Consider the following 24,589-nt stretch of genomic DNA (forward strand, 5'->3'; position numbering starts at 1 on the left):
TCGCGGGGCAAATTTTGCGGCGCCGCACCTTCAAGATCGAGTCGAACGAGTGGTGTGCGACCCCCGCCGATCTTTTGCGGTGTACCCATAGGCACATGAGCATGCCTGTACACGGGAAGTGGTGATCGGCCCGATGAGCATCGTCGAGGACATCCTCGCGGCCTCTCCGGCCGCGGGGGTGCGGACCCAACGGCGTACGCTGCGGCGCAACGCGATCCGCGCCCTGCGGCCGGGGCGGACTCCCGCGGGCGTCATGGTCTCCGCCTCGCTCGCCATGTCGGCGTGGACCGTCCTCGCCGTGATCGTCGGCGGGCTGTTCGGCGCTCCCGCCGATCCCCGGTTGGGCCGCCTGCTGTCGCTGACCCTGGGCGATCCGGTCGTCCGCAGTACGGCGAGCGCGATGATCGTCGTCGGAGCGGTCCTGGTCGCCCTCGCGCTGATCCCCGGGCGTCCCCGGCTCGTCGCCGTGGAGACCACGGATCCGCTGCTCGTGATCGGTCTCACCCGGAGCGGCCTGCGCCGGACCCTGTCGGGCGCGGCGCGCGGCGTCGAAGGGGTGGAGGCCGCCTACGTGCGCATCCACCCCCGGCGGATCGAGGTGACGGTCGTCACCCGGGCGCAGGGCACGGGCGAGCTGCTCCGGGCGGTCGGCACCTCCGTCGGAGACCGGCTCTCGGGCCTCGGTGTCCAGAGTCGCCAGGACGTCGTCGTACGGCTGCGCAGGGCGAGGGTGTGACGATGCGCTCGCACCTGGGAAACCGCGTCGGCATCCTCGTGGTGGGGCTGGCCCTGCTGGCCGGCGGCGTCGTGACGCTGCTCGCGGCGAGGGACCGTCCCGAGGACCCGATCCTCGATCTCAGCTTCTTCGACGAGAACGCCTGGGCGCGCCCGTTCGGCGCCCTGCTGCCCCTGGTGATCGGCATCGTCGCGACGCGGTGGCTGCTGCTCGCCCTCGGTTGGGGGCGGTGGGGGACCCGTACCGGCTCGGGGATCGCCATGCTCGGCGTCGCGCTCAAGGGCGTCGAGGGCATCGGCAAGCTCTACGTCAGGCTGGTCGGAGACCGCAGGATGCGGATCGGGATCGACCTCCTGCCCGAGGCGGACCCGGCCGAGGTGATCGGGCGGCTGAACGGCGAGGCCGTCTCACGAGTGCGCGGCGTCGTCGGCCGCGGCAACCTTCCGACGCTGGTCAGGCTGCACATCCGCCGGCGCTGACCGCCGCGCTCCCAGGGCCAGCCCGGCGGCGAGGCAGGCGAGCGGCACCACCGGCACGACGTAGCGGTGGTCGAAGGCCGCGATCATCGGCGGCAGGAAGAGCAGCGCCGCCGCGGCGGCCAGCGGCAGGACGACCGCCCACCGCCGGGTGGCCAGGCCGCCCACCCCGATCAGCAGGATGATCGCGAGGAACGGTCCGCGCAGGTAGCCCTGCTCCTGGTAGGCGCGCAGCCACCCCGCCCAGGGTTCGACGACGCGCGTCTCACCGGACGATCCCTGGTACTCCGTGGTGAGCCGGCTCGCGGTGCGGCCCGCCGACGCGATCTTGTCGGTGAACGGCTTCACCGACTCGGGGAAGACGTACGCGCTCTGCGGGCCGGGGGAGGGGTAGACCCTGCGCTCCCACTCGAACGCCCAGAGAGCGTCCTTCAGCCCGGTCAGGAGGAAGTCGAGCGGCTGGCTGCGGATCGCCAGCGAGGCGAACTCGCCCGCCAGCTCCTCCCTGCCCGCGCCCACCCGCTGGAGCGGGGAGCGGGCGTCCCAGATGTAGGTGGGACCGGCCAGCCGCGGCTCCGTCGGACAGAGCTGCGCCAGGCGCGGCGGGGGGTTCATCTTGTCGCAGTCGGCGAACGTCATGGTCCGCGACCACAACCAGGTGCTGCTGCCGCCCATGCCGTACGTGCCGTGCTCGCTGTGGAACCAGACCGCGTAGCCGCCGAGGACGACGGCCGCCGAGACGACGCCGGAGAGCAGCGCCCGGCGGCCCGCGCGGGACAGCAGGATCCAGGCGGCGGCGATGACGATCAACGGGAGCCCGATGGTCCGGGTGATCGTCGCCAGCGCGAGCAGGAACAGCGCCGCCGACGCGGCCGGCACCGACGGCTTCGGCCGCCACACCAGAATCACCACCCCGGCCACGGCCAGGAAGGTGAACAGCAGGTCGGCCATCATCAGGTGTTCGAGCTGGATCTGGTGGACGTCCAGCAGCACCGGCGCCGCGGCGAGGGCCGCGCCCCACCCCGGCAGTGCCGTACGGCGTCGCAGCACGGCGTAGATCAGGACGGCGATGCCGAGCCCGAGCAGATGCTGGACGATCACCACGGCCTGGATGTCGTGCAGCGGGCTGAGCAGCCACAGGAACAGCGAGTAGCCCGACGGGCGGGACGCCAGCGGGCGGAGATCCAGGCCCGAGCTCAGGTAGGCGAACGAGTCGGCCCAGAACCACAGCGCGGGCCGGTAGCCGAGCACGGCCAGCGCCCGAAGCGCCGCGCCGACGAGGAGGACGACGAAGAAGGCCAGGTGCGACCGCAGGAACGAGGTCACATTCCTCCCTGCGGCTCCGCCCGACAAATCAGGAACAGCCAGAATAAAGCATGATCGGCTGGGTGCGTCCGGGGCTGGTAGCGTCGGAGACCACTTCCCTGGTCGGCGCACGGCTGGCCCGGTGGACCAGCCAGACGGCATCGGAGACGGACTCACCGCCGCGCGCGTACGCGTCGGAGGAAGGCGATGCATGACTGACGACGAGGAGATTCACGGGACCGACGCGAGCGGCGGCACGAGCACGACGAGCGCGAGCGGCGTCGCCGACGGCGGCGGTGTGACCGTCTCCAGCGCGGGCGGCGGCGACGAAGGGGAGAGGAAAGAGGAGAGGAACGAGCGCAGGAAGCGGGCCGTAAGGGGGGCGAAGCGAGTGCTCGCCCGGCCCTCCGCGGTGGTCTCGCTGGGCGAGCGCCTCTCCCAGCTGGCCGAGCGGGCCGCCACGCTGTACGACCTTTCCTCGCCCGTCGACACCTACGGCGACGGCGTCGTGGCCGACCTGGAGCGACGGGTGGCGGAGTCGCTGGGAAAAGAGGACGCGGCTTTCTTCCCCACCGGCACCATGGCCCAGCAAGTCACGCTGCGGTGCTGGGCGGAGCGTACGGGAAACGGCCGGGTGGTGCTCCACCCGCTCTCGCATCCGGAGCTCTTCGAGTCGGACGCCTTCCGGAGGGTGAGCGGCCTGCGTCCGGTGCGGGCCACAGGTGCGCCACGCCACCCGACCGCCGAGGAGATTCGCAGGCTACCGGAGTCGTTCGGAGCGCTGATGCTCGAACTGCCGCTCCGTGACGCCGGATTCCTGCTGCCCTCGTGGGAGGAACTGGTCGAGGTCACCGAGGCGGCGCGGGAGCGGGACGCGGTCGTGCACTTCGACGGCGCCAGGTTGTGGGAGAGCACGACGCACTTCGGACGTCCGCTGAACGAGATCGCCGCCCTGGCCGACACCGTGTACGTCTCCTTCTACAAGTCGCTCGACGGGCTCTCCGGCGCCGCGGTGGCCGGACCACGCTCCCTCATCGAGGAGACGAGGCTCTGGCGGCACCGGTATGGGGGAAACGTCTTCCAGCAGTTCCCCGCGGCGCTTGCCGCGCTTGCCGGGCTCGACGACGAACTGCCGCGGCTGCCGGAGTACGTGGCGCACGCGCGGTTGGTGGCGGGGGCCATGGCGGAAGGGTTCCGGGACGCGGGGCTGGCGTGGTTCACGGTGCACCCCGAGGTGCCGCACACCCATCAGTTCCAGGTCTGGCTGCCGTTCTCCGCCGAGGCGTTGGGCGACGCGGTGATGCGGCAGGCGGAGGAGAGCGGGATCGCGCTCTTCCCGCGGCCGTGGTGGGAACCGGGACTTCCGCCGGGGGTCGCTGTCACGGAGGTGACGGTGAGCGCGGCGGGTCTCGACTGGACCGCGACCGACGTCCGCGCCGCGGTCCGCGACTTCGTGAACTCCATCGATAGGTAGGCCCAGCGGGAGTTCCATGCCGGAAACGGCCGGAAACTACCTGGAACCTGCCGACGGCGGGGCGGACCGGCGGCCACCCCTCGACGAGCGGTGCACCCCTCGGCCCACAGTGCCCCGGTCAGCACTCGATGACGTTGACGGCGAGGCCGCCGCGGCTGGTCTCCTTGTACTTGTCGAGCATGTCCCTGCCGGTGTCGCGCATGGTCTTGATGGCCTTGTCGAGCGGCACGAAGTGGCGGCCGTCGCCGCGCAGCGCGATCCGGGCCGCGGTGATCGCCTTGATGGAGGCCACCGCGTTCCGCTCGATGCACGGGATCTGGACCAGGCCGCCGATCGGGTCGCAGGTCAGGCCGAGATTGTGCTCGATGCCGATCTCGGCGGCGTTCTCGACCTGCTCGGGGGTGCCGCCCAGGACCTCGGTGAGCCCGGCCGCGGCCATCGAGCACGCCGACCCGACCTCGCCCTGGCAGCCCACCTCGGCGCCGGAGATCGAGGCGTTCTCCTTGAAGAGCACGCCGATCGCCCCGGCGGTGAGCAGGAAGCGCACGACCCCGTCGTCGTCGGCTCCCGTGACGAACCGGGTGTAGTACGACAGCACGGCCGGGATGATGCCGGCCGCGCCGTTCGTCGGTGCGGTGACGATCCGGCCGCCGGCCGCGTTCTCCTCGTTCACGGCGAGCGCGAACAGGGTCACCCAGTCCATCGCCCGCAACGGGTCGAGGTCGGACTCGGTCTGCAGCCTGCGGAGGAGCTGGTTCGCCCGCCGCCTGACCTTGAGACCGCCGGGGAGGACGCCCTCCTGGGTGCTGCCGCGCCGTACCGACTCGGCCATGACCGACCACAGGTGCAGCAGACCTTCGCGGATCTCCTCGGTGGTACGGCCGAAGGCCCGCTCGTTCTCCAGCATGAGGGAGGAGATCGACAGGCCCGTCTCCGCGCACTGGGCGAGCAGCTCCGCCCCCGTGGTGAAGGGGTGGGGGAGCACCGTGTCGTCCGGTTTGATGCGGTCCGCGCCGGTGGCGTTCTCGTCCACGACGAACCCGCCGCCGACCGAGTAGTAGATCTTCTCGCGCAGGATCTCACCGGTGTCGGTGAAGGCGGTGAACCGCATCCCGTTCGGGTGGTGCGGAAGCGTGATCTTCCGCTCGAAGACGAGGTCTTCGCCGACGACGAAGGAGATCTCGCGAACGCCGTACAGGGTGACCGTGCCGGTCTCCCGCATGGCGGCGAGCCGCTCGTCGACGGTGTCCACGTCGACCAGCTCGGGCTTCTCCCCGGAGAGGCCGAGCAGGACGGCCTTGTCGCTGCCGTGACCCTTGCCGGTCAGGCCGAGCGAGCCGTACAGGATGACCTCGACGCGCGAGGTCTTCTCAAGGAGACCGTCCTGGTGGAGGCCGCGGGCGAACTTGTGCGCCGCGGCCATCGGACCGCCCGTGTGCGAACTGGACGGCCCGATGCCCACCTTGAACAGATCGAAGACACTGATCGCCACTGATCTATGTCCTTATCTGGAAATGTCAGGATTCACCCGAGGTGAGGGTGGCGTACTCGGCGGCCGACAGCAGGTCCTCCGGCTCACCCTCGATGCGGATGCGGAACAGCCAGCCCTCGCCATAGGGATCGGAGTTGACCAGGGAGGGGTCGTCAACGACCGCGGGGTTGGTCTCCACGATCTCGCCGCCGACCGGCGCGTAGATGTCGCTCACCGACTTGGTGGACTCCACCTCGCCGACCGCGTCACCAGCCTCGACGGTGGCACCCACCTCGGGCACCTGCACGAAGACGACGTCGCCAAGCGCCTCAGCGGCGAACGCGGTCACGCCCACCGTCACGGTGCGGCCGTCGTCGAGACCGGCCAACCACTCGTGCTCCTTGGTGTAGCTCAGCTCGTCGGGAATGCTGCTCACTTGTTCCTCCTATAGAAAGGCAGATCAACGACGTCAACGGGTTCGTGGCTGCCACGGATGTCCACGGCCAGGTCTCCCTTTTCGAGAGCGTCCGCGGAGACGTAGGCCATGGCGATGGGCTTGCCCAGCGTCTGCGAGGGCGCGCCGCTGGTCACCTCGCCGACGACCTCGCCCTCCCGCGTGACGGGGTAGCCGTGGCGGGGGACCCGGCGGCCGCGCGCCACCAGGCCGACGAGGCGGCGTCCGGGCGCCGTGCGCTCGGCCAGCGCGGCCCGTCCGACGAAGTCGCCCGGCTTGTCGAACTTCACGACCCGGCCGAGCCCGGCGTCGAACGGCGTCGTCTCCGTGGTCAGCTCGTTGCCGTACAGCGGCATGCCCGCCTCCAGGCGAAGCGTGTCCCGCGCGGACAGCCCGCAGGGCCGCAGGCCGAGATCGGCGCCCGCCTCGGAGAGGGCGTTCCACAGCCGAACCGCGTCCTCGGGACGGACGAACAGCTCGAAGCCGTCCTCGCCGGTGTAGCCCGTACGCGCGATCATGACCTCGATGCCGGCGACCTCGCCGGGGAGCCCCGCGTAGTACTTCAGGTTGTCCAGGTCGGCGTCGGTCAGCTTCCCGAGGATCGCCGTGCTGTTCGGCCCCTGGATCGCGATCAGCGCGTAGGAGTCCGACCTGTCCTCGACCCGGGCGTCGTACGATTTGGTGCGCTCGGCCAGCTCCGCGGCGACCTTGGTGTAGTTGGAGGCGTTCGCGACGACCATGAACTCCTCGGGGCGGAGCCGGTAGACGATCAGGTCGTCCAGCACGCCGCCGTCCTCGGTCACGATCATCGTGTATCGGGCCCGGCCCGGCTCCAGCACGCTCAGGTGGCCGATGAGGGCGTAGTCCAGCGCCTCGCCCGCCTGCGGGCCGGTGACGTGGATCTCGCCCATGTGGGACAGGTCGAACAGCCCGGCAGCGGTGCGAACCGCGCTGTGCTCGGCTGACTCGCTGCCGTAACGCAGGGGCATCTGCCATCCCGCGAAGTCGGTGAGTGTCGCGCCGAGGCTCTCGTGAACCTCACGCAATGGGGTAGATCGGGACATGATCGCACCTCAGGAAGACGATGACAGCATCCTCCCCCTCTGTCATCGGTGCCTGAGAGTTTCGTCCGTTTCCTTGCCCGGACTTTCACCTTCGGCGAGGCCGGTCACGGCCTGCTTTCCAGAGGTCACCTGGCCCGCACGGTCCTTTGCCTTGAGAGGTTCGCGGGGAGGGCTTGCTCCTTCAGGGGACCTGACCGGCTGTCAGGACGCTCTCCCGCACGGGATCGATGGTGTCCCGCCAGCCTAGTGGTCCGATGCCCTGTCGCGAAACCGGTGGGTCTCCTTCAGATCCAGCCGCGCGCCGACGCCTCGGCTCCGGCCTGGAACCTGGTGGTGACGCCCAGCCGTTCGACGACCGCGGCGATCCGGCGGGTGGCGGTGCGCGCGCTGACCCCGAGTTGCCTGGCGATCGTCTCGTCCTTGAGCCCGGAGTTGAGCATCCGAAGCAGCAGCAGGTCCTCCTCGTCCGGCCTGTCGCCGACGGGTGGCCGGGCCCCGGTGAGCGGCTGGCCGCGCTCCCAGTAGGCGTCGAACAGCTCGATGAGCGCGTCGAGCAGGCCGGAGGGGCGGATCAGGGCGACGTTGTCGTAGACGCCGTCCACCAGGGGCATCAGTGCCAGCCGCCGGTCGGCGATCCGCAGTTTGAACGGCAGGTCGGGCAGGAACCGGGACCGCTCACCCTCCTCGGCCAGCCGGAGAAGGGTCTCGAACCGACCGGGGCGTTCCAGGGAATCCGGGCAGTACACGACCCGGATGTCCACCCCGCGTGCGATCAGGTCCCGGGTGAGGGCGACCTCCGACTCGTTGGTGTCCGCCGAATCGTCGGGCCGACCGATGTAGGGCGGCCGGTCGAGCGCCAGCAACTCCGACGTGACCGCCCTGCCCACCTCCGTCATCTGCCGCTTCACCGCGTCCTCGCCCGAGAGGATCTCCACCAGGCCGGCCGGGTCGGCCCGCAGCCGGCCCGACTGGTAGAGCTGCGTCAAGTCGGCGACCGTGGTCCGGACCTCGGCCAGCCCCGCCTCGGCCTCCAGGCGGCGCCGGTCGATCAGCCATCCGAGCGCCGCCTCCGGTGCCACCGGCTCGTACCTGCCCGGCCTGGTCCGTCGCAGCAGTCCGAGTTCGGCCAGCCGGGCCAGCGCGTGCCGTACCCGTGCGGCGCTGACCCGCAGCGAGCCCGACAGGTCGGTGACTGTGCGGTCGGGGTGGCGGAGCAGGAGTCGGTAGACCTGCTCGTCGAAATCGCCGATGCCCACCGCACCGAGCGCTGGCTGGTCGTCCACCCACCACCTGACCAGATAGTGACGCTTTTCGCCATATGACCGAAAACGCCAGCACTATATCTCGACAACTGATCCTCACGGGCCGTTCACTTCTACCTGCCTCCCAGCGACCTTGCTGCAGGGCGGCACCCCCCGTCTCGAAGAGGAGCAATGGCCCGCAACCCCCGACAGATCCGTGCCTACGGCGCGATTGGGCTCGCCGCCGTGCTGGCGATCACCGTCGCCCCGGCGCCAGCCTCGGCCGATCCCGCGGCCACCGATCAGACCGACACCTACATCGTCACGCTGGCCGACCAGCCGCTCGCGACCTATGACGGCGGCGTCGCCGGCATCCCCGCCACCAAGCCCGGCAAGGGCAAGAAGGTGGACACCACCAGCGCGAACGCCAAGCGCTACCGCGACCACCTGAAGAACAAGCAGGACCAGGTCTCCCGCAGCGTCGCCGCCACGCCGACCCAGCAGTTCTCCGTGGCGTCCAACGCGTTCGTCGCCGAGCTCAGCATGACTCAGGCGGCACGGCTGAAGGCCGCGCCCGGTGTGCTCGCCGTCGTCCCCGACACCCTGCGCAAGGCCCTGGACGACCGCAGGTCGACCGACTTCCTCGGCCTGTCCGGTGAGTCCGGCCTGTGGTCCAGGCTCGGCGGCACCGCGAACGCGGGCAAGGGCATCGTGGTCGGCGTGATCGACACCGGCATCTGGCCGGAGAACCCGCTGTTCGCGGCCCCGGCCCTCGGCACCGAGGCGCCCACGGACGCCGACCCGTACCGGCCCTATCTGCAGGGCTCGGCCACGGTCATGAAGAAGGCCGACGGCGGCACCTTCACCGGCGTCTGCCAGACCGGCGAGCAGTTCACCGCGAACCTGTGCAACCAGAAGGTGATCAGCGCCCGCTACTACGGCGACGCCTGGCTGCGGAAGGTTCCGCCGGCCAATCGGGCCGACTACGTCTCTCCGCGTGACGGGGGAGGACACGGCTCGCACACCGCCTCCACCGCCGCGGGCAACGCGGACGTGCCGGCGAGCGTGAACGGCGTCGACTTCGGCCGGATCTCCGGTGTCGCGCCCGGCGCGGCGATCGCCGTCTACAAGGCGCTCTGGGAGAGCGCCGACGGCCAGCAGTCCGGCGGCGCGGGATCCGACATCCTGGCCGCCATCGACCAAGCCGTCGCCGACGGCGTCGATGTGATCAACTACTCGGTGGGCAGCGATTCGGAGTCCCCGGTGTGGGACTCGGTCGGGCTCGCCTTCCGCGCGGCCGCGGCGAGCGGCATCTTCGTCTCCACCGCCGGAGGCAACAGCGGGCCGGGCGCCTCGACGCTGGACAACACCATGCCATGGACGACCACCGTGGCCGCGAGCACGACCGCGCCGTACCTGGGCGAGGTCGAGCTGGGCGACGGCACCAAGTACCGCGGTTCGAGCACCACGGTCAGCGACCCGCTCGGGCCCAAGCCGCTGGCCACGGGCCTGCTGGTGAAGAACGACTCCGCCACGGACTCGGACGCGCGGCTCTGCGCCAAGGACAGCCTCGACCCGGCCAAGGCCGCCGGGAAGATCGTCGTCTGCGAGCGTGGCGTCGTCCCCCGCCTGGAGAAGTCCGGTGAGGTGAAGCGGGCCGGCGGTGTCGGGATGATCATGGTCAACATGGCCGACGAGGACACCGTCGCCGACTCGCACCCCGTGCCGACCGTGCACATCGGCGGCTCCGGCGTGCCGGCCGTGCTGGCGTACGCGGCGACCGACGGGGCGACCGCGACCCTGCGACCCTCGAGCGCCGACGGGGCTGTCTACCCGCAGGTGGCGGGGTTCTCCTCGCGTGGCCCGTCGCTGACCAACCGCGGTGACCTGCTCAAGCCCGACATCGCCGCCCCCGGTGTCTCGGTCCTGGCGGCCGTGGCCCCGCCGGCGAACAACGGCAACACCTTCGGCTTCTACGACGGCACCTCGATGGCCGCGCCGCACATTGCGGGTCTGGCCGCGCTCTACCTGGGCAAGCACCCTGACCTGTCGCCGATGGCGATCAAGTCCGCGATGATGACGACCGCGGTGCCGACCAAGAACGCCGACGGCACGGACAGCACCGACGCCTTCGCCCAGGGTGCGGGCAACGTCGACCCGACCCGGATGCTCGAGCCCGGCCTGGTCTACGACTCCGCGGAACAGGACTGGCTCGGCTATCTGGAGGGTCTGGGCGTCAGGACGCGCAGCGGGGTGGCGCCGATCGCCACCAGCGACCTGAACTACCCGTCGATCGCCGTCGGTTCGCTGGCCGGCACCCGTACCATCACCCGTACGCTGACGGCCGTCACGCCCGGCAAGTACAAGGCCGACATCGACCTGCCCGGCGTCAAGGCCAAGGCGAGCCCGTCCATGCTCCGATTCGATCAGGCGGGGGAGACCAAGTCGTTCACCGTCACCATGGAGCTGAGGGACGAGACCGCGACCGACATCGCGGGCTCGCTGACCTGGACCGGCGAGGGCCGTACCGTTCGCAGCGCCATCGCGGTGACCGCGCAGGGCGTGCTCGCTCCCGCCGACGTGCGGGGCACGGGCGCGGACGGGTCGGTGTCCTTCGAGGTGACCCCCGTCATGAAGAAGACCGGCATCACGTCCTACGGGCTGGTCTCCGGCCCGGAGATCGTCGGCTCGACCGGCCCCGAGGAAGTCAACGGCAAGCAGTACGCGATCGACGTCCCTGAGGGGACCAAGGCCGTGGAGTTCCGGGCCCGCCCCGACAACGGCCTGGAGTGGGGCTTCGGCGGACTGGTCATCTACGAGGGCCGGGAGCTCGCGGGCTGGGTGGATCGTGACGGCGACGACTTCCGGCTGGTCCTCCAGCGGCCGAAGGCCGGCACGTACACCTTCGTGCTCGTCAGCTGGCTGACCGCGCCGGGCACCACGTCGACTCCGTTCCACGCGCAGGCCAACGTGGTGACCGACACCCCGGGCGTGGGCGGTCTGACCGTGTCGCCCAACAAGCTCAAGGGCGCTCTCGGGGTTCCCGCGACGCTGACCGTCGGCTGGTCGGGACTGCCCGACGAGCGCCCGTACACCGGCTACATCGAGTACCCCAATGGGGCCGGAACCGTGATCAGCATCAACTGACGTGACCCGAAGGGGGTGTCCGAGGATTCCCGGGTGTGCGGCCGGAACGCCGCCGCTCCGCCAGGTTGATCCGGGCATCCCCTTCAGGCGCGAGCCCTGACCAGCGGTCCAGAGGTACCACCGGCGCTTAGGCAACGGAGTTCATCTCGGTGAGCGGGGGCTGCGCCCCGTTCGCTTGAACTGCTCGAATCAGGTGTGAGCACACCTCGGCCGATCAGGCGCTCGCCTGGTCGGCCTTCGCCGTTGTGTGGACCTGGGCGTCGCGGGCCGTGAGGCCGGCCAGGCGTTCCTCGGCGGAGTCGATCACCTGCAGGTCGGCCTTGATGTGCGCGGCGGCAGCGTCGATGAGCAGTGCGACGAGCGGGTCGCCGGCGTGCGCGCGGCGCTGCCTGGTGAGCGCGCCGAGGTCGGCCAGGTGAGCCTGCCGCTGGGCGGAGACGAACGAGGCCAGCTCCTCGGGGCCGAGCCGGCTCGCCCCGAGGAGCTTGAGGAACAGTTCGTCGCGGAAGCCGGAGGTGCGGATCCACGGGGTGGTGGCCCAGGTCCGCAGCTCCTCCGCGCCTCCGGGCGTGAGCTGGTAGATCGTCTTGTCGGGGCGGTCGCTCTGTGCGATGTGGTCGCGGACGACGTGCCCGTCCCGGACCAGGCGGTCGAGGATCTGGTACAGGTGCCCGATGTTGAGCCCGCCCCACTGAGGTCCGACGGCCGCCTCGAACCTGGTCTTCAGTTCGTAGCCGTGACTGGGGCCGTCGGCGAGGAGGGTCAGGACGGCGTGGCTGAGCGGCATCCGGAGCCACCTTCCTCAATTGTGACAATGTAGGACCTCCCATGCTGCCCTACATTGTGACAATGTATCGCCCATGGGAGTCGAAGTCAGCCTGCGAAGCGTCACCCGGAAGTACGCGTCGGCCGTGGCGCTCGACGAGGTGAGCCTGGATGTCGAGTCGGGAAGCGCGGTCGCGCTCATGGGGCCGTCCGGCGCGGGGAAGTCGACGTTGCTCCATCTGGTGGGCGCGATGGACCCGCCCGACGCCGGTGAGATCGTGGTCGACGGCGAACGCGTCCACGGCCTGTCGCGGCGGGGACTCGACCGGTACCGCCGCCGTATCGGGTTCGTCTTCCAGCGCTTCCACCTGCTGCCCGCGCTCAGCGCGCTGGACAACGTGCTGGCCCCCGTGCTTCCCCGACGGGTGGATTTCGACCGCAAAGCGAGGGCCATGGAACTGCTGGAGGCCGTGGGGCTGGCCGACCGCGCCTCGGCATTGCCGAGCCGGCTGTCCGGGGGCCAGCAGCAGCGGGTCGCCATCGCCCGCGCGCTCATCGCCCGGCCGCCGCTGCTGCTCGCCGACGAGCCCACGGGCAACCTCGACAGCGCCACCGGACACGAGATCGTCGATCTGCTGCTCACGCTGCGGGAGGAGCACGGCATGACCATGCTGATGGCCACGCACAACCCGGAGCTGGCGGCCGTCTGCGACCGCGTCGTACGGATGAGGGACGGGAAGGTCGTCTCCGACGAGCGGCTCACGCCGTCCCAGGACGTGCTCGATCGGATCGGGCGGCTCGGGTGATCCGCCTGGCGTGGGCCCGGCTCCGCCGGGAGCTGGGCCGTTCCCTCGTGCTGCTGGCCGGCATCCTTGTCGCGGCCACCGGGTTCACCGTGCTGACCGGAACGGCCGAGACCCAGCGCCTGGAGATCGTCGGGACTGTCGGGGAGAACTTCCGCGCGCAGTACGACATTCTCGTCCGGCCCAAGGGGACGACCACGGAGCTGGAGCGGACCCGCTCGCTGGTGCGGCAGAACTACCTGTCGGGCATCTTCGGGGGCATCACCCTCGACCAGTACGAGAAGATCAAGCGGATCAACGGCGTGGAGGTCGCCGCGCCGATCGGCATGGTCGGCTACGTCACCCGGGGCGGCTCGGCCAGCGTCGACGTCACCGACGTGCTCCACAAGGGCGATCGCACCATGCTGCGGGTGGACCAGACCCGGGTCTCCGACCGCGGTCTCACCCGCATCCCCTACGGCGGCCCTCGCTACCAGTACGTCACCCGCCGGCCGGTCCGGGTGCCCCTCGTCAAGAACACCGGCGGTGACGTCAGGCTGCTCGCCAAGGAGAACCTGGCATCGGGACGGGAGGTCGCCCTCGGCCCGTCGCTGCTCGACCAGAAGGAGCGCGGCTGGGCGAACCAGAAGACGTTCCCCTTCGAAGGGGGCGCGCAGATCGGGTACTGGTCCACGAGCACGGCGTACGGCCTGGGAATGACGACCGAGGACATGTGGAGCCACCGGGGGACCCCGGGACGGGCCGTCGTCAGCGTCGACCAGGAGTTCCCCTTCCTGCTCGCCGCCCTCGACCCGGACGCGGAGGCCCGGCTGGCGGGACTGGACGAGGCCGTGGTCGCCGGCCGCTACCTCAGAGCGGAGGAGGAGTACCAAATACCGCCGACCGGAGGCGGCAAGGAGATCGTGCTCCTCGCCGCGGCGCGGCCGTACGCCGACCAGCGGGACGAGGTCGTGATCCGCAGGCTGCCCGCCGAGGCCGCGGGCGAGGTCGTCAAGGGGACGCCGGCGAAGGCCCTGAAGAAGTACCTCGCCGCGCAGGACGGCGAGGTCGTCAAACGGGTGACGCTGGAGGCCGCGGACGCCTACGACAGCATGCTCGACGAGTGGCAGAACATCCCGAAGGGGCAGATGTCGGCGCCCCTCACCCGCTTCTGGACGGCGGGGTCGACCGAGTACCGGGAGCTGGGAGACCGACACGTCGCCGCCGTGCCGGTGGGCAACGATCCGGCCATCTGGAGGGACCCGGCCTGGGGCAAGGCATTCGGGGAGACGGCGCACTTCTTCCTCGGCTGGGAGGGGCACGCGAACGCCCCCATCGGTGCGGCGGACGCGCAGTTCCGGCCGCTGCGTCCCACGTTCCTGCCGGACATCGACACGCTGTCGACCCGGGTGATCGGCCGGTTCGACCCGGAGAAGCTGCCCGGGTTCAGCGAGCTGGCGGGGCTGCCGATGGAGACGTACCAGCCGCCCGCCGCCCGGCCCGGCGACAGCCGTACGGAGAAGCTGCTCGGCGGGCGAAACCTGCTGCCGAACGACAACGTCGGCGGATATCTCCAGATGCCGCCCCTGCTGCTGACCAACCTTGAAGGGCTGGGACGGATCAACTCGGTCACCGGGGGCACGGCCCCGCTCAGCGTGGTCCGGGTGCGCGTCGCGGGGGTGACCGGTCCGGACGCGGTCAGCCGCGAGCGGATCAGCCAGGTGGCCAGGGACATCGTGGCGGCGACCGGCCTGGACGTGGACATCACCATCGGCTCGTCGCCGTCGCCGATGACGGTGGAGCTGCCCGCCGGGTCGTACGGACGGCCCGCGCTCACTCTTGAGGAGGGGTGGGTGAACAAGGGGGTGGCCTACCGGATCCTGACCGCGGCCGACCGCAAGTCGGTGATCCTCTTCACGCTCATCTTGGCCGTGTGCGGCATGTTCGTGGTGAACGCCGCGTCGGCTGCCGTACGGGCACGCCGGGTCGAGTTGGGCGTGCTCGGCTGCCTCGGCTGGTCGCGCCCTCGGATGTTCGGCGCGGTGCTCACGGAGGTCGGCGTGATCGGCCTGCTTGCGGGCGGCCTGTCCGCCGCGCTGGCCGCTCCGCTGTCGTCGTGGGCCGGTCTGCCCGATCCGGGTGTGCGAGCCTGGCTGGCCGTGCCCGCCGCGCTGCTTCTCGCGCTGCTCGCGGGACTGGCGCCGGCCTGGCAGGCGTCGCGGGTGCCGCCGGTGGAGGCCGTCCGGCCGGCCGTACGGCTGCCGGGGCGGGCGAGGTCGCCGCGAGGGGTGACCGGACTCGCGCTCGCGGGGCTGACGCGGGCGCCCGGCCGGGCCGTTCTCGGCGCGTCGACGCTGACGGTGGCGGTTTTCGCGCTGACGCTGCTGCTCGGCGTGACGTACGGCTTCCGCGGCCGGGTCGTCGGCTCCCTGCTGGGGGACGCGGTCGTCCTGCAGGCGCGCACGGCCGACTATGTCGCGATCGCGGTCATGTTCGCGCTGGCCGCGCTGGCGCTGGCCGACGTGCTCTACCTCGGCATCCGGGAGCGGGACGCCGAGCTGGCGGCGCTGCGGGCCACCGGGTGGTCGGGCGGCGCGATGGCCCGGCTGATCGTGACGGAAGGGGTCGCCATCGGTCTGGTGGGCGCGCTCACCGGAGCCGTCCTGGGGCTCGCCGCGTCGCTCGCCCTGGCCGGTGAGCTGCCCGTCGCCGTGATCGCGGGGGCGGGGGCGGCGGGGGCTCTCGCGATCGCGCTGGCCGCGCTCGCCGCCGTGGCCCCCGCGCTGCTCGCCCAGAGGCTGCCGCTTGCCCGGCTGCTGGCCCAGGAGTGAAATGGCTAAGGGGTCAGATGCCGTAGCCGCCGTCGACGTCCAGCTTCTGTCCGGTGATGAACCGGGCCCGGTCGGAGGCGAGGAAGCAGACCGCCTCGGCGACGTCGTCGGCGGAGCCGAAGGTCCGCAGCGGGATGTTGCCCATCGCCACGTCGAGGGCGCGCTGGTCCAGGTCGCCGGACGCCAGCAGGCGGGCGGACATGCCGTCGGTGAGCATGCCGGGGCCGACGCAGTTCACCCGGACGCCGAAGCGCCCCTCCTCCGCGGCCAGTCCGCGCGCGAGCGCCTCCAGGCGACCGCGTCGGCGTCCGTGAGTTCCACGCGTGCGGCGGTCACGACGGCCGGATCCGCGCGTTCCGACTGGTCCGTGCGTCCGGGGTTCACTGATGGCGCCTGGTCCGGCGGCCGTCCGGCGGGTACGGCGGTCGCCGGGCCGGAGGAGAGTTCCGCCACCAGCGCGTCCGCGGCGGCCGCGTTCGACCGGTACGTGAACGCGACCGCGGAGCCGCGCCGCGCGAGGTGGCGGCACACGGCCGCCCCGATGCCGCCGGAACCGCCGGTGACCACGGCCACGCCCGGCCTGCCGTCGAAGTCCCTCACTCCGCGAGCCTTCCTGCCCGAGCCTCACACACAAGCGTTTGGTCAGGCTAGGGACTTCCGGAACCGGTTCGCAACCCGGGGACCGGTTACGGCGACCCGAGGGCTGAACCCCTGTTCCTCGACCCCGGCTCGATCGGCTGTTCCGGCAGGAGAGGGCTTACGTCGCCAAGCCCGACCCGGCTCAGCCGGCGTGCAGCCTGGTGATGAGCTCATGCGCGACGTCCAGGAACTGATCGCGCGAGGACGTCGTCGTCTGCAGGTCGACGAACGCCTCGTGGGCACCGGCTTGGGCGAGGGTCAGCAGGTAGTCACCGATCTGCTGCACGGTTCCGGCGTGCGGCACCTGGTCGTCGGGCGCGGGAGAATCGGTGATCTTCGGATTGGCGCGCACCACCATTCGCAGGTCCGACGGGTCCCGGTCGACGCGTGCCGCGGTCTGCAGCGCCACATCCCACAGGGAGGTCAGATAGGGCAGGGGCATCGCCGTGCTCAGCCAGCCGTCGGCTCGCCTGCCGATCCTCTCCAGAGCCGAGGGCGTGTAACCGGCGAGCAGGATCGGGGGGCGCGGCCGCTGGAGGGGCTTGAGGTCGATGTGTGACGGCGGCACGGTCCAGAGCGTGCCCCTGTGCTCGACTACCTCACTGCTCCAGACGGCCTCCATCAGGTCGAGCGTCTCTTCGAGCCGGTCTCCCCTCCCCTGCCAGGGCACCCCGGTCGCGGTGTATTCGTCACGCAGCCAGCCGAGACCGATGCCGACGTCCAGCCGTCCGTGGCTGAGCAGGTCGAGCGAGGTCAGCATGCGGGCGAGCAGGACCGGCGGTTGCCACAGCGCGTTGAGCGTGCTGGTTCCCAGCCGGACCTCCCGAGTGCTGACGGCGGCCAGCGTCAATGCGGTCAGCGGGTCGAAGAACGTCGCGAAGGCCGGGGGGATCTCGCCGTCTCCTGCCGGGTAGGGATCGCTGGGTGCGAGCGGCAGCATAATTCGATCACCCGCCCACAGGCTGCTGTAGCCCATGGCCTCCAGATCCGCGCTGGCCTGCCGGATGAAATCCGGGTCGGCGAAGGCACCGTACTGCGGGACTGCATATCCGATCTGCATGAGAAATTCCTTGATCCTTCGCCGTGGAAATCCGGGAAGAACTGAGGTGCATATTGCGTACGCATCTCGATACCTGGACGCTCCCGGTCTAACGTCCAGGGAGAGGCTAGGTAGCACCCCTTGGATATGACTTGTGACGGGTTAGGTCGTGACCTTGATGCCACAGTCCACCGCCTATGACAGGTTTCGCTCCTGGGCGACGGCGGGTGTCTTCGAGCACTTGCTGCAGGCCGTGATCGCCGAAGCCACGGCCCGTTGTCAGTACCCCTAGGGAGTGTCTGACAAATGCTGCCCGTAGCGAGCGCGGATCCAGACGGATGCATCGCAAGGCGGAGGAGGAGGCCGTAGCGGAGCCTACGGCCGACGACGACAACGCAGCGAGGCGCCGTCTGGGCCGCGCGCAGCAGGGCTTGATTTGTCAGACACGACCTAGCGGCCTCGGCGGGCGGCGGCGCGTACCAGGGCGTCGAAGAGGGGCGCGTGCTCGTCGGCCTCCGGGTGCCACTGCACCGCGTGGCCGAAGGGGTGGCCTTCCACCTCGACCGCCTCGATTGTGCCGTCGTCCGCCTCGGCGGTGACCGCGAGGCCGTCGCCCAGCCGGTCGACGGCCTGGTGGTGATAGTGCGCGGGAGTCGCCTCCTCGGCCTCGTAGATCTTGGCCAGGGCGGGCGAGAGCCGTACCGGGAGCCGGCCGAAGGCGCCGGGCGCGGGGGAGTGCCCGAGGTGGCCGACGACATCGGGCAGGTGCTGGTGGAGGGTGCCGCCCATCGCCACGTTCAGCACCTGCATCCCCCGGCACACGCCGAGGAACGGCAGGCAGGTGTCGAGGGCGGCGCGCACCATCCTGAACTCCGCCTCATCACGAAATTTCCGGATGTAGTCGGTCGTGTGGTGCGGGTCGGCGTCGTACCTGGCCGGGTCGACGTCACCGCCTCCGGCGAGGACCAGCCCGTCGAGCCGCCCGGCCAGTGCGGCCGGGTCCCCGGCCGGGGGCAGGATGACCGGCTGCCCGCCCGCCCGGCTCACCTGCTCGACGTACATGTACGGCAGCAGCGCCGCCGGCATCTCCCAGACGGTGAACTTCGCGGGTTCGACGTAACACGTGATCCCGATGATCGGACGGGCCATGCCGCCGCCTTTCCTCGTGCTCCCGATGGCGTGTCATGCGGACGCGCCCGGTTGCGGCGACCGGGCGCGTCCGCATGACACGAGCGATGTGATACCCGGCCTACAGCGGTGTGACGTACGCGCTGGAGATGCCGCCGTCGACCAGGAACTCCGACGCCGTGATGAAGGACGCGTCGTCCGAGGCGAGGAACGCGACGGCCGCCGCCATCTCCTCCGCCCGCGCGAAGCGGCCGATCGGGATGTGCACCAGGCGGCGCTGCGCCCGCTCGGGGTCCTTGGCGAACAGCTCCTGCAGCAGCGGGGTGTCGACCGGTCCCGGGCAGAGGGCGTTCACCCGGATGCCCTCGCGGGCGAACTGCACGCCCAGCTCCCGGGTCATCGCCAGCACGCCGCCCTTGGACGCGGTGTAGGAGATCTGCGACGTGGCCGAGCCCATCACCGCCACGAACGACGCCGTGTTGATGATCGACCCCTTGCCCTGCTCCCGCATGTAGGGGATGGCGTGCTTGCAGCAGTAGTACACCGAGGTGAGGTTGATCTCCTGCACCCGACGCCAGGCGTCGATGCCGGTCGTGAGGATCGAGTCGTCCTCCGGGGGCGAGATGCCCGCGTTGTTGAAGGCGATGTCCACGCTGCCGTAGGTGTCATGTGCCGTCCGGAACATCCGGATGACATCGTCTTCGACGGACACGTCCGCCTTGACGAACAGCCCGCCGACCTCGTCGGCCACCTTGGTTCCCGCCACCTCGTCGAGGTCGACCGCGACGACCTTGGCGCCCTCCTGGGCGAACCGGCGCGCCGTGGCGAGCCCGATGCCGCTGCCCGCTCCCGTGATGACGGCCACGCGGTCCTGCAAACGCTGCATAGGTCTACTCCGTTGAGATGAAGACGTTCTTGGTCTCGGTGAAGGAGGCGAGCGCGTCCGGGCCGAGCTCCCGGCCCAGGCCGGACTGCTTGAACCCGCCGAACGGGGTCCAGTAGCGCACGCTCGAATGCGAGTTGACCGACAGGTTCCCCGCCTCGACCGCGCGCGCCACCCGGAGCGCCCGCCCGACGTTCGTGGTCCAGATCGACCCGCTCAGTCCGTACGGCGTGGCGTTGGCGAGGCGCACCGCGTGCTCCTCGCCGTCGAACGGGACCACCGTCACGACCGGCCCGAAGATCTCCTCCTCGTAGGCCCGGCGGAACTCCGGCTCCCCCGTCTGGGCCAGGGGGTCGAACCCGGGCGGGGCGGCGAGGACCGTCGGCGCGAACCAGTAGCCGGGCCCGTCCGGGCAGGCGCCCCGCGCGTACGGCGTCAGCTCCGGCCCGGTGAACGACGAGACGCGGGCGAGGTGCTCGGCGCTGACCAGCGGCCCCATCTGGGTGGCGGGGTCGAGCGGGTCACCCACCCGGACCTCGCGCACGGCTCCCGCCAGCCGGTCCAGGAAGTCGTCGTAGATCTCGCGCTGCACGAGCAGCCGGGAGCGGGCGCAGCAGTCCTGCCCGGAGTTGTCGAAGACGGCCATCGGCGCGGAGGCGACAGCCCGGTCCAGGTCGGCGTCGGCGAACACGATGTTCGCGCTCTTGCCGCCGAGCTCCAGCGTGACCCGCTTGACCAGCGCGCCGGCCTGGGCGGCGATGAGCCTGCCGACCTCGGTCGACCCGGTAAAAACGATCTTGGCGACGTCCGGATGCTCGACCAGCCGGGCCCCCGCGACCTCCCCCGCCCCAGGCAGGACCTGGAGCACCCCCTCGGGGAGACCCGCCTCCACGGCCAGCTCGGCCAGCCGCAGGGCCGTCAGCGGGGTCCACTCGGCGGGTTTCACGATGACCGCGTTGCCGGCGGCGAGCGCCGGCGCGACACCCCACATCATGATCACCATGGGGAAGTTCCACGGCACGATCACGCCCACGACACCCAGCGGCTCCTGGAAGGTGACGTCCACGCCGCCGGGGACGGGGATCTGCCTCCCGTGGTCGCGTTCGGGCGCCCCGGCGTAGAAGTCCAGCACGTCGCGGACGTTGCCCGCCTCCCAGCGGGCGTTGCCGATCGTGTGCCCGGCATTGGCGATCTCCAGCCGGGCCAGCTCGTCGGCGTGGTCGTCCACCACCTGGGCGAACCGCCGCAGCAGCCGAGCCCGGTCGCCGGGGGCGGTCGCCCGCCAGGACGCGAACGCGGCCCTGGCACGCTCCACCGCGCGATCGACCTCGGCCGCGTCGGCCATCTCCACGTCGGCGATGACGGCCTCGGTCGCCGGATTGATGATCTTCACAGTCGTTCGAACCCCCGGAAGAGCTCCCAGTCCGTGACCGCCGCGTCGAAGGCGGCGAGCTCGACCCGGGCGTTGTTGGCGTAGTGGTCCACGACGTCCTTCCCGAAGGCCTCCTCGGCGAGGGCCGAGTCCTCCCAGACGGAAAGCGCGTCACGCAGCGTGCTCGGCACCGTCTCGGCCCCCGACGCGTACGCGTTGCCGCCGTACGGCTCCTCGAGGGGCAGTTCGTGCTCGACGCCGCGCAGCCCGGCGGCGATCATGGCGGCCACCGCGAGGTAGGGGTTGACGTCGCCGCCGGGCACCCGGTTCTCGATGCGCAGGGACGGGCCGTGCCCGACCAGGCGCAGCGAGCAGGTGCGGTTGTCGATGCCCCATTTCACAGCGGTCGGGGCGAAGCTGCCCGGGACGAACCGTTTGTAGGAGTTGATGTTCGGCGCGTAGAAGAGGGTCAGGTCCCGCAGCGCGGCGAGCTGGCCCGCGATGAAGTGCTCGCCGACCTTCGACAGGCCGTACGGCTCCCGCCCCGCCATCACCGGCACGCCGTCCGCGTCGCGCAGCGAGATGTGGACGTGGCAGGAGTTCCCCTCACGCTGGTTCGGCTTGGCCATGAACGTGATCGACCGGCCCTCCTGGGCGGCGATCTCCTTGGCGCCGTTCTTGTAGAAGACGTGGTTGTCGCACGTCGTCAGCGCGTCGGCGAACCGGAAGGCGATCTCGTGCTGCCCGAGGTTGCACTCGCCCTTCGCCGACTCGACGTACAGCCCGGCGCCCTCCATGGCGAGCCGGATCTTCCGCAGGAGCGGCTCGACCCTGGCGGTGCCGAGCAGCGAGTAGTCCACGTTGTAGACGTTGGCCGGGGAGAGGTCGCGGTAGCCGCGCTGCCAGGCCTGCTCGTAGGTGTCGTTGTAGACGCAGAACTCCAGCTCGGTGCCGACGAAGGCGGTCCAGCCGTACGCCGCGAGCCGGTCGATCTGCCTTTTCAGGATCTGCCGGGGCGAGGGCACGACGTCGGAGCCGTCCTCCCACACGAGGTCGGCCAGGAGCAGGGCCGTCCCCTCCTGCCACGGCACCCTGCGCAGGGTCGCGAGGTCCGGCTTCATCACGAAGTCGCCGTATCCCCGGTCCCAGGAGGACATGGCGTACCCGTCCACGGTGTTCATGTCGACGTCCACGGCGAGCAGGTAGTTGCACCCCTCGGCGGCGTGTTCGAGCACCTCGTCCAGGAAGTATCTGGCGGCCAGTCGCTTGCCCTGCAGCCGGCCCTGCATGTCCGTGATCCCCAGCAGGACGGTGTCAACCCGGCCCGCCTCGATATCCGCGCGAAGCTGCTCGACGGTCAGCACACAGCCTCCTCGGGGCGCCAAAAGTCTGGAAACAGACCAATGGATGGATGCAAGCATTCGGCCCACCCCCACGTCAACCATGACCGTGAGCTAATCTCGGGCCAAAACGCCCTGCGGGCATCAGACGGGGACGGATTAAGGGGCGTGTCCTGTGGATCTCGCCGCCGGGACGCGTACATCGGGGTGGCCGCGCCGGGCGGGGAGGCCGGAGCGGGCCGTCCCAGGAAGTGAGCACAGGAAGCGAGCAGGTGACAAGGGAAGGAGCCGTCGTGGACGCGCCCTCGATGCTCCCGCTGCTCCGCCCGGTCAGGTCGGGCAACGCCTTCGAGGAGACCGTCGAGCGGCTGCTCCAGGCGATCAAGCTGGGTGTCGTCGCGCACGGGGAGAAGCTGCCCCCGGAACGCGAGCTCGCCGCCCAGCTCGGGATCAGCAGGGTGACCCTCCGGGAGGCGATCCGGGCGCTTCAGGAGGCCGCCTTCCTCGACGTACGGCGCGGCCGGTACGGCGGCGCGTTCGTCGTCTACGAGCCGCCGCGCCCTGGGCAGGGTGACCTGCGCCGGGCGGTCAAGGCGATGGGCCAGGGCGACCTGGAGGACGCGCTGACCTTCCGGATGGCCGTCGAGTGCGGCGCCGCCGAGGTCCTGGCGAGCGCGGAGCTGACGTCTGCGCAGCGCGAGACGCTGACCCGCAGGCTGGAGGAGGTGAACGAGGCCGCCCCCGCCGACTACCGGCGGCTGGACACGGCCTTCCACCTGTCGATCGCCGAGCTGACGGGTTCGTCGCTGCTCGTCGCCGCGTGCGCGGACGCGCGGCTGCGGGTGACCGACCTGCTCAACGCCATCCCGGTGCTGGGGCCCAACATCGAGCACGCCTCCGTCCAGCACGCGGCCATCGTGGCCGCGATCCTCTCCCGCGACCCCGAGGCGGCGCGCCGGGCGGTCGCCGAGCACCTGGAGGGGACGGCGGCATTGCTGCGGGGCTTCCTCTCCTGACCCGCGCGCCCGCTGAATCGCGCCCTCTGAACCACGCGCCGGAGGCGTCTTCGGCGAAGGCGAGCTGCACCGGCTGGCCACCGCGATCGCCACGGCGCTGACGGCCGTCCACGAGGCGGGCGTGTTCGCCTGGGGCGGGATCATGGTGTTCGCCGCCACCGGCGAGGATCCGTTCAAGGCCGAGAGCCTGGGCGGGGTGATTGGTGCTGTCGGTCGACCCCGACCTGTCCGCGCTCCCCGCGCCGCTCCGGCCGCTGGTCGGCGCGGCCCTGGCCAAGGAGTCTCGCGCCCGTCCCGCCGCCCGCGACCTGCTCATGGCTCTGATCAGATCTCCCTGAGCCGCCCGGCCGTGCTGTGGGCCTGGCCGAGGCTGCGTGGGATGGGCCGCCACCGGGCGGCTCCTCGCTGACATCGGCGCCACCGGGGACGGAGCTGTCGCCCGGACGGGTGAGGATGACAAGAAGGCAGGAGTATCGCCTGAGGGACGTGTACATGGCTGACTGGTTCAACGAGAGCGTGGTCGAGACTCACCGGCTGCCGCTGTTCTGCTTCTTCGTGGCGCTGATCGTGGCGTTCGTGTTCACGCGGATCAACGTCCGGCTCATCAGGTCGCGGGTGCGGTGGTTCGGCAACATCAGCGTCGGCGAGATGCACATCCATCACGTCGTATTCGGTGTGGTGCTCATGTTGCTCGGCGGCGTCGCCGGCCTGCTCGTCTCGGGGATCTCCACCGGTTGGTACGCCTTCACGGCGGCGGTGTTCGGGGTCGGATCCGCGCTCGTGCTCGACGAGTTCGCGCTGATCCTGCACCTCAGGGACGTCTACTGGTCGCAGGAGGGCCGCACCTCGGTGGACGCGGTCTTCGTGGCGGTCGCCGCGACGGGCCTGCTGCTGCTCGGCCTGCGCCCGCTCGGCTGGGGGGCGTCCGACGGCACTCCGGAGGGCCGGTGGCTCACGGCGGGCTTCCTGGGGGTGAACCTCATCTTCGCCGTGATCACTCTGTTGAAGGGCAAGATCTGGAGCGGTCTACTCGGCCTCTTCCTTCCGCCGATCGTCTACGTCGGCGCGGTGCGGCTGGCCCGGCCCGGCTCCCCGTGGGCCCGCTGGTTCTACGCCCAGGGGGCCAGGCGGCCCAAGCCCAGGCGGATGGCGCGGGCCGTACACCGTGAGGAGCGGTGGCGGAGGCCGGCCATCCGGATGAAGATCGCGGTCCAGGAGTTCGTCTCCGGCCGCCACGACCTTCCGGCGCCGCGCCGGCTCTCCCGCCGTCGCGACCTGCCGGTCTCGCGCCGGGCGGCGACCGGTCGCGGGCGGGTAGGTCGCAATCGTGTGGATCGTTGACCACCGACAAGGGGAGCGCTGGACAGTGGATCTGCCGCCGTTTCACCTCCGTCTGATCGAGGACGTCCCGCACCCCCGAACCGCC

The 24,589-nt window shown here is 70.9% G+C and carries 22 protein-coding genes and 2 riboswitches; of the genes, 9 read left to right on the forward strand and 13 right to left on the reverse strand.

Going from position 1 to position 24,589, the window contains the following annotated elements; translation table 11 throughout:
- Positions 1–133: 133 nt before the first annotated feature.
- Positions 134–736, forward strand: a complete 603-nt coding sequence (locus QSK17_RS26685; protein WP_285708082.1) for a DUF6286 domain-containing protein — start codon at positions 134–136, stop codon at positions 734–736.
- 2 nt (positions 737–738) lie between these two features.
- On the forward strand, positions 739–1,215 hold the full coding sequence (locus tag QSK17_RS26690; RefSeq protein WP_285708083.1) for a hypothetical protein: 477 nt from the start codon (positions 739–741) through the stop codon (positions 1,213–1,215).
- Here the strand turns inward: QSK17_RS26690 and QSK17_RS26695 are convergent.
- Entirely contained in the window at positions 1,144–2,538 is a 1,395-nt protein-coding gene (locus QSK17_RS26695) for a hypothetical protein (RefSeq protein WP_285708084.1), read from the reverse strand. The two genes, QSK17_RS26690 and QSK17_RS26695, sit on opposite strands and share 72 nt — an antisense overlap.
- A gap of 190 nt (positions 2,539–2,728) precedes the next feature.
- Here QSK17_RS26695 and QSK17_RS26700 point away from each other — a divergent pair, with 190 nt between their 5' ends.
- The gene (locus QSK17_RS26700) at positions 2,729–3,991 is read left to right on the forward strand and encodes a threonine aldolase family protein (protein WP_285708085.1); all 1,263 of its coding nucleotides are present in this window, start codon (positions 2,729–2,731) and stop codon (positions 3,989–3,991) included.
- 118 nt (positions 3,992–4,109) lie between these two features.
- Here QSK17_RS26700 and QSK17_RS26705 read toward each other — a convergent pair whose 3' ends face one another.
- The 4 genes from QSK17_RS26705 to QSK17_RS26720 form a co-directional block, all read right to left on the reverse strand.
- Positions 4,110–5,483, reverse strand: coding sequence for an L-serine ammonia-lyase (locus QSK17_RS26705; protein ID WP_285708086.1), 1,374 nt, complete (start codon positions 5,481–5,483; stop codon positions 4,110–4,112).
- A 25-nt stretch (positions 5,484–5,508) separates the two neighbouring features.
- Positions 5,509–5,898, reverse strand: coding sequence for a glycine cleavage system protein GcvH (gcvH, locus tag QSK17_RS26710; protein WP_285708088.1), 390 nt, complete (start codon positions 5,896–5,898; stop codon positions 5,509–5,511).
- Positions 5,895–6,980: a glycine cleavage system aminomethyltransferase GcvT gene (gcvT, locus tag QSK17_RS26715; protein WP_285708089.1), complete on the reverse strand. Its 1,086-nt coding sequence runs from the start codon at positions 6,978–6,980 to the stop codon at positions 5,895–5,897. The genes gcvH and gcvT overlap by 4 nt, the downstream gene beginning before the upstream one ends.
- Positions 6,981–7,009: 29 nt before the next feature.
- Positions 7,010–7,109: riboswitch (glycine riboswitch) on the reverse strand.
- Positions 7,110–7,207, reverse strand: a riboswitch (glycine riboswitch). It lies immediately after the preceding riboswitch.
- A 57-nt stretch (positions 7,208–7,264) separates the two neighbouring features.
- Positions 7,265–8,263, reverse strand: a complete 999-nt coding sequence (locus QSK17_RS26720; protein WP_285708090.1) for a helix-turn-helix domain-containing protein — start codon at positions 8,261–8,263, stop codon at positions 7,265–7,267.
- A gap of 150 nt (positions 8,264–8,413) precedes the next feature.
- Between QSK17_RS26720 and QSK17_RS26725 the strand changes: the two genes are divergently transcribed.
- A complete protein-coding gene (locus QSK17_RS26725; protein ID WP_285708091.1) occupies positions 8,414–11,368 on the forward strand; it encodes a S8 family serine peptidase in 2,955 nt (984 codons plus the stop codon).
- 214 nt (positions 11,369–11,582) lie between these two features.
- Here QSK17_RS26725 and QSK17_RS26730 read toward each other — a convergent pair whose 3' ends face one another.
- Complete coding sequence (locus QSK17_RS26730) at positions 11,583–12,155, reverse strand: PadR family transcriptional regulator (RefSeq protein WP_285708092.1); 573 nt, start codon at positions 12,153–12,155, stop codon at positions 11,583–11,585.
- A 73-nt stretch (positions 12,156–12,228) separates the two neighbouring features.
- Here QSK17_RS26730 and QSK17_RS26735 point away from each other — a divergent pair, with 73 nt between their 5' ends.
- Both QSK17_RS26735 and QSK17_RS26740 read left to right on the forward strand, forming a co-directional pair.
- A complete protein-coding gene (locus QSK17_RS26735) occupies positions 12,229–12,939 on the forward strand; it encodes an ABC transporter ATP-binding protein (protein WP_285708093.1) in 711 nt (236 codons plus the stop codon).
- Positions 12,936–15,746: an FtsX-like permease family protein gene (locus tag QSK17_RS26740; protein WP_285708094.1), complete on the forward strand. Its 2,811-nt coding sequence runs from the start codon at positions 12,936–12,938 to the stop codon at positions 15,744–15,746. Before QSK17_RS26735 ends, QSK17_RS26740 begins: the two co-directional genes overlap by 4 nt.
- A gap of 13 nt (positions 15,747–15,759) precedes the next feature.
- Here the strand turns inward: QSK17_RS26740 and QSK17_RS26745 are convergent, their stop codons facing one another.
- From QSK17_RS26745 to QSK17_RS26775, 7 genes are all read right to left on the reverse strand, one after another.
- A complete protein-coding gene (locus tag QSK17_RS26745; protein ID WP_285708134.1) occupies positions 15,760–16,038 on the reverse strand; it encodes an SDR family oxidoreductase in 279 nt (92 codons plus the stop codon).
- Entirely contained in the window at positions 15,981–16,346 is a 366-nt protein-coding gene (locus QSK17_RS26750) for an SDR family NAD(P)-dependent oxidoreductase (protein WP_285708095.1), read from the reverse strand. Before QSK17_RS26750 ends, QSK17_RS26745 begins: the two co-directional genes overlap by 58 nt.
- 181 nt (positions 16,347–16,527) lie before the next feature.
- Positions 16,528–17,445, reverse strand: coding sequence for a TIGR03619 family F420-dependent LLM class oxidoreductase (locus QSK17_RS26755; protein WP_285708096.1), 918 nt, complete (start codon positions 17,443–17,445; stop codon positions 16,528–16,530).
- 429 nt (positions 17,446–17,874) lie between these two features.
- Positions 17,875–18,573 (reverse strand): gamma-glutamyl-gamma-aminobutyrate hydrolase family protein, encoded by a 699-nt coding sequence (locus QSK17_RS26760; protein ID WP_285708098.1) that lies wholly within the window; start codon positions 18,571–18,573, stop codon positions 17,875–17,877.
- Between the two features lie 100 nt (positions 18,574–18,673).
- Entirely contained in the window at positions 18,674–19,438 is a 765-nt protein-coding gene (locus QSK17_RS26765) for a 3-oxoacyl-ACP reductase (protein WP_285708100.1), read from the reverse strand.
- Positions 19,439–19,442: 4 nt separating this feature from the next.
- Positions 19,443–20,780 carry an aldehyde dehydrogenase family protein gene (locus QSK17_RS26770; protein WP_285708137.1) on the reverse strand — a complete coding sequence of 446 codons (1,338 nt, stop codon included), beginning with the start codon at positions 20,778–20,780 and terminating at the stop codon, positions 19,443–19,445.
- Positions 20,781–20,824: 44 nt separating this feature from the next.
- Entirely contained in the window at positions 20,825–22,228 is a 1,404-nt protein-coding gene (locus QSK17_RS26775; protein WP_285708101.1) for a glutamine synthetase family protein, read from the reverse strand.
- Between the two features lie 227 nt (positions 22,229–22,455).
- Between QSK17_RS26775 and QSK17_RS26780 the strand changes: the two genes are divergently transcribed.
- The 3 genes from QSK17_RS26780 to QSK17_RS26790 all read left to right on the forward strand — a co-directional run bounded on the left by QSK17_RS26780 (position 22,456) and on the right by QSK17_RS26790 (position 24,504).
- A complete protein-coding gene (locus QSK17_RS26780; protein ID WP_285708138.1) occupies positions 22,456–23,163 on the forward strand; it encodes a FadR/GntR family transcriptional regulator in 708 nt (235 codons plus the stop codon).
- A gap of 203 nt (positions 23,164–23,366) precedes the next feature.
- Positions 23,367–23,501, forward strand: coding sequence for a hypothetical protein (locus tag QSK17_RS26785; RefSeq protein ID WP_285708102.1), 135 nt, complete (start codon positions 23,367–23,369; stop codon positions 23,499–23,501).
- A gap of 154 nt (positions 23,502–23,655) precedes the next feature.
- A complete protein-coding gene (locus QSK17_RS26790) occupies positions 23,656–24,504 on the forward strand; it encodes a hypothetical protein (protein WP_285708103.1) in 849 nt (282 codons plus the stop codon).
- The last annotated feature ends 85 nt before the right edge of the window (positions 24,505–24,589 follow it).

The sequence above is a fragment of the Microtetraspora sp. NBRC 16547 genome, from assembly GCF_030268965.1.
Taxonomy (GTDB): domain Bacteria; phylum Actinomycetota; class Actinomycetes; order Streptosporangiales; family Streptosporangiaceae; genus Microtetraspora.

Coding starts and splice junctions, on each gene's coding strand:
- QSK17_RS26685 (WP_285708082.1), top strand. CDS start 134: ATGAGCATCGTCGAGGACATCCTCGCGGCCTCTCCGGCCGCGGGGGTG.
- QSK17_RS26690 (WP_285708083.1), top strand. CDS start 739: ATGCGCTCGCACCTGGGAAACCGCGTCGGCATCCTCGTGGTGGGGCTG.
- QSK17_RS26700 (WP_285708085.1), top strand. CDS start 2,729: ATGACTGACGACGAGGAGATTCACGGGACCGACGCGAGCGGCGGCACG.
- gcvT (WP_285708089.1), bottom strand. CDS start 6,980: ATGTCCCGATCTACCCCATTGCGTGAGGTTCACGAGAGCCTCGGCGCG.
- QSK17_RS26725 (WP_285708091.1), top strand. CDS start 8,414: ATGGCCCGCAACCCCCGACAGATCCGTGCCTACGGCGCGATTGGGCTC.
- QSK17_RS26730 (WP_285708092.1), bottom strand. CDS start 12,155: ATGCCGCTCAGCCACGCCGTCCTGACCCTCCTCGCCGACGGCCCCAGT.
- QSK17_RS26735 (WP_285708093.1), top strand. CDS start 12,229: ATGGGAGTCGAAGTCAGCCTGCGAAGCGTCACCCGGAAGTACGCGTCG.
- QSK17_RS26755 (WP_285708096.1), bottom strand. CDS start 17,445: ATGCAGATCGGATATGCAGTCCCGCAGTACGGTGCCTTCGCCGACCCG.
- QSK17_RS26760 (WP_285708098.1), bottom strand. CDS start 18,573: ATGGCCCGTCCGATCATCGGGATCACGTGTTACGTCGAACCCGCGAAG.
- QSK17_RS26765 (WP_285708100.1), bottom strand. CDS start 19,438: ATGCAGCGTTTGCAGGACCGCGTGGCCGTCATCACGGGAGCGGGCAGC.
- QSK17_RS26770 (WP_285708137.1), bottom strand. CDS start 20,780: ATGGCCGACGCGGCCGAGGTCGATCGCGCGGTGGAGCGTGCCAGGGCC.
- QSK17_RS26775 (WP_285708101.1), bottom strand. CDS start 22,228: ATGCTTGCATCCATCCATTGGTCTGTTTCCAGACTTTTGGCGCCCCGA.
- QSK17_RS26780 (WP_285708138.1), top strand. CDS start 22,456: ATGCTCCCGCTGCTCCGCCCGGTCAGGTCGGGCAACGCCTTCGAGGAG.
- QSK17_RS26790 (WP_285708103.1), top strand. CDS start 23,656: ATGGCTGACTGGTTCAACGAGAGCGTGGTCGAGACTCACCGGCTGCCG.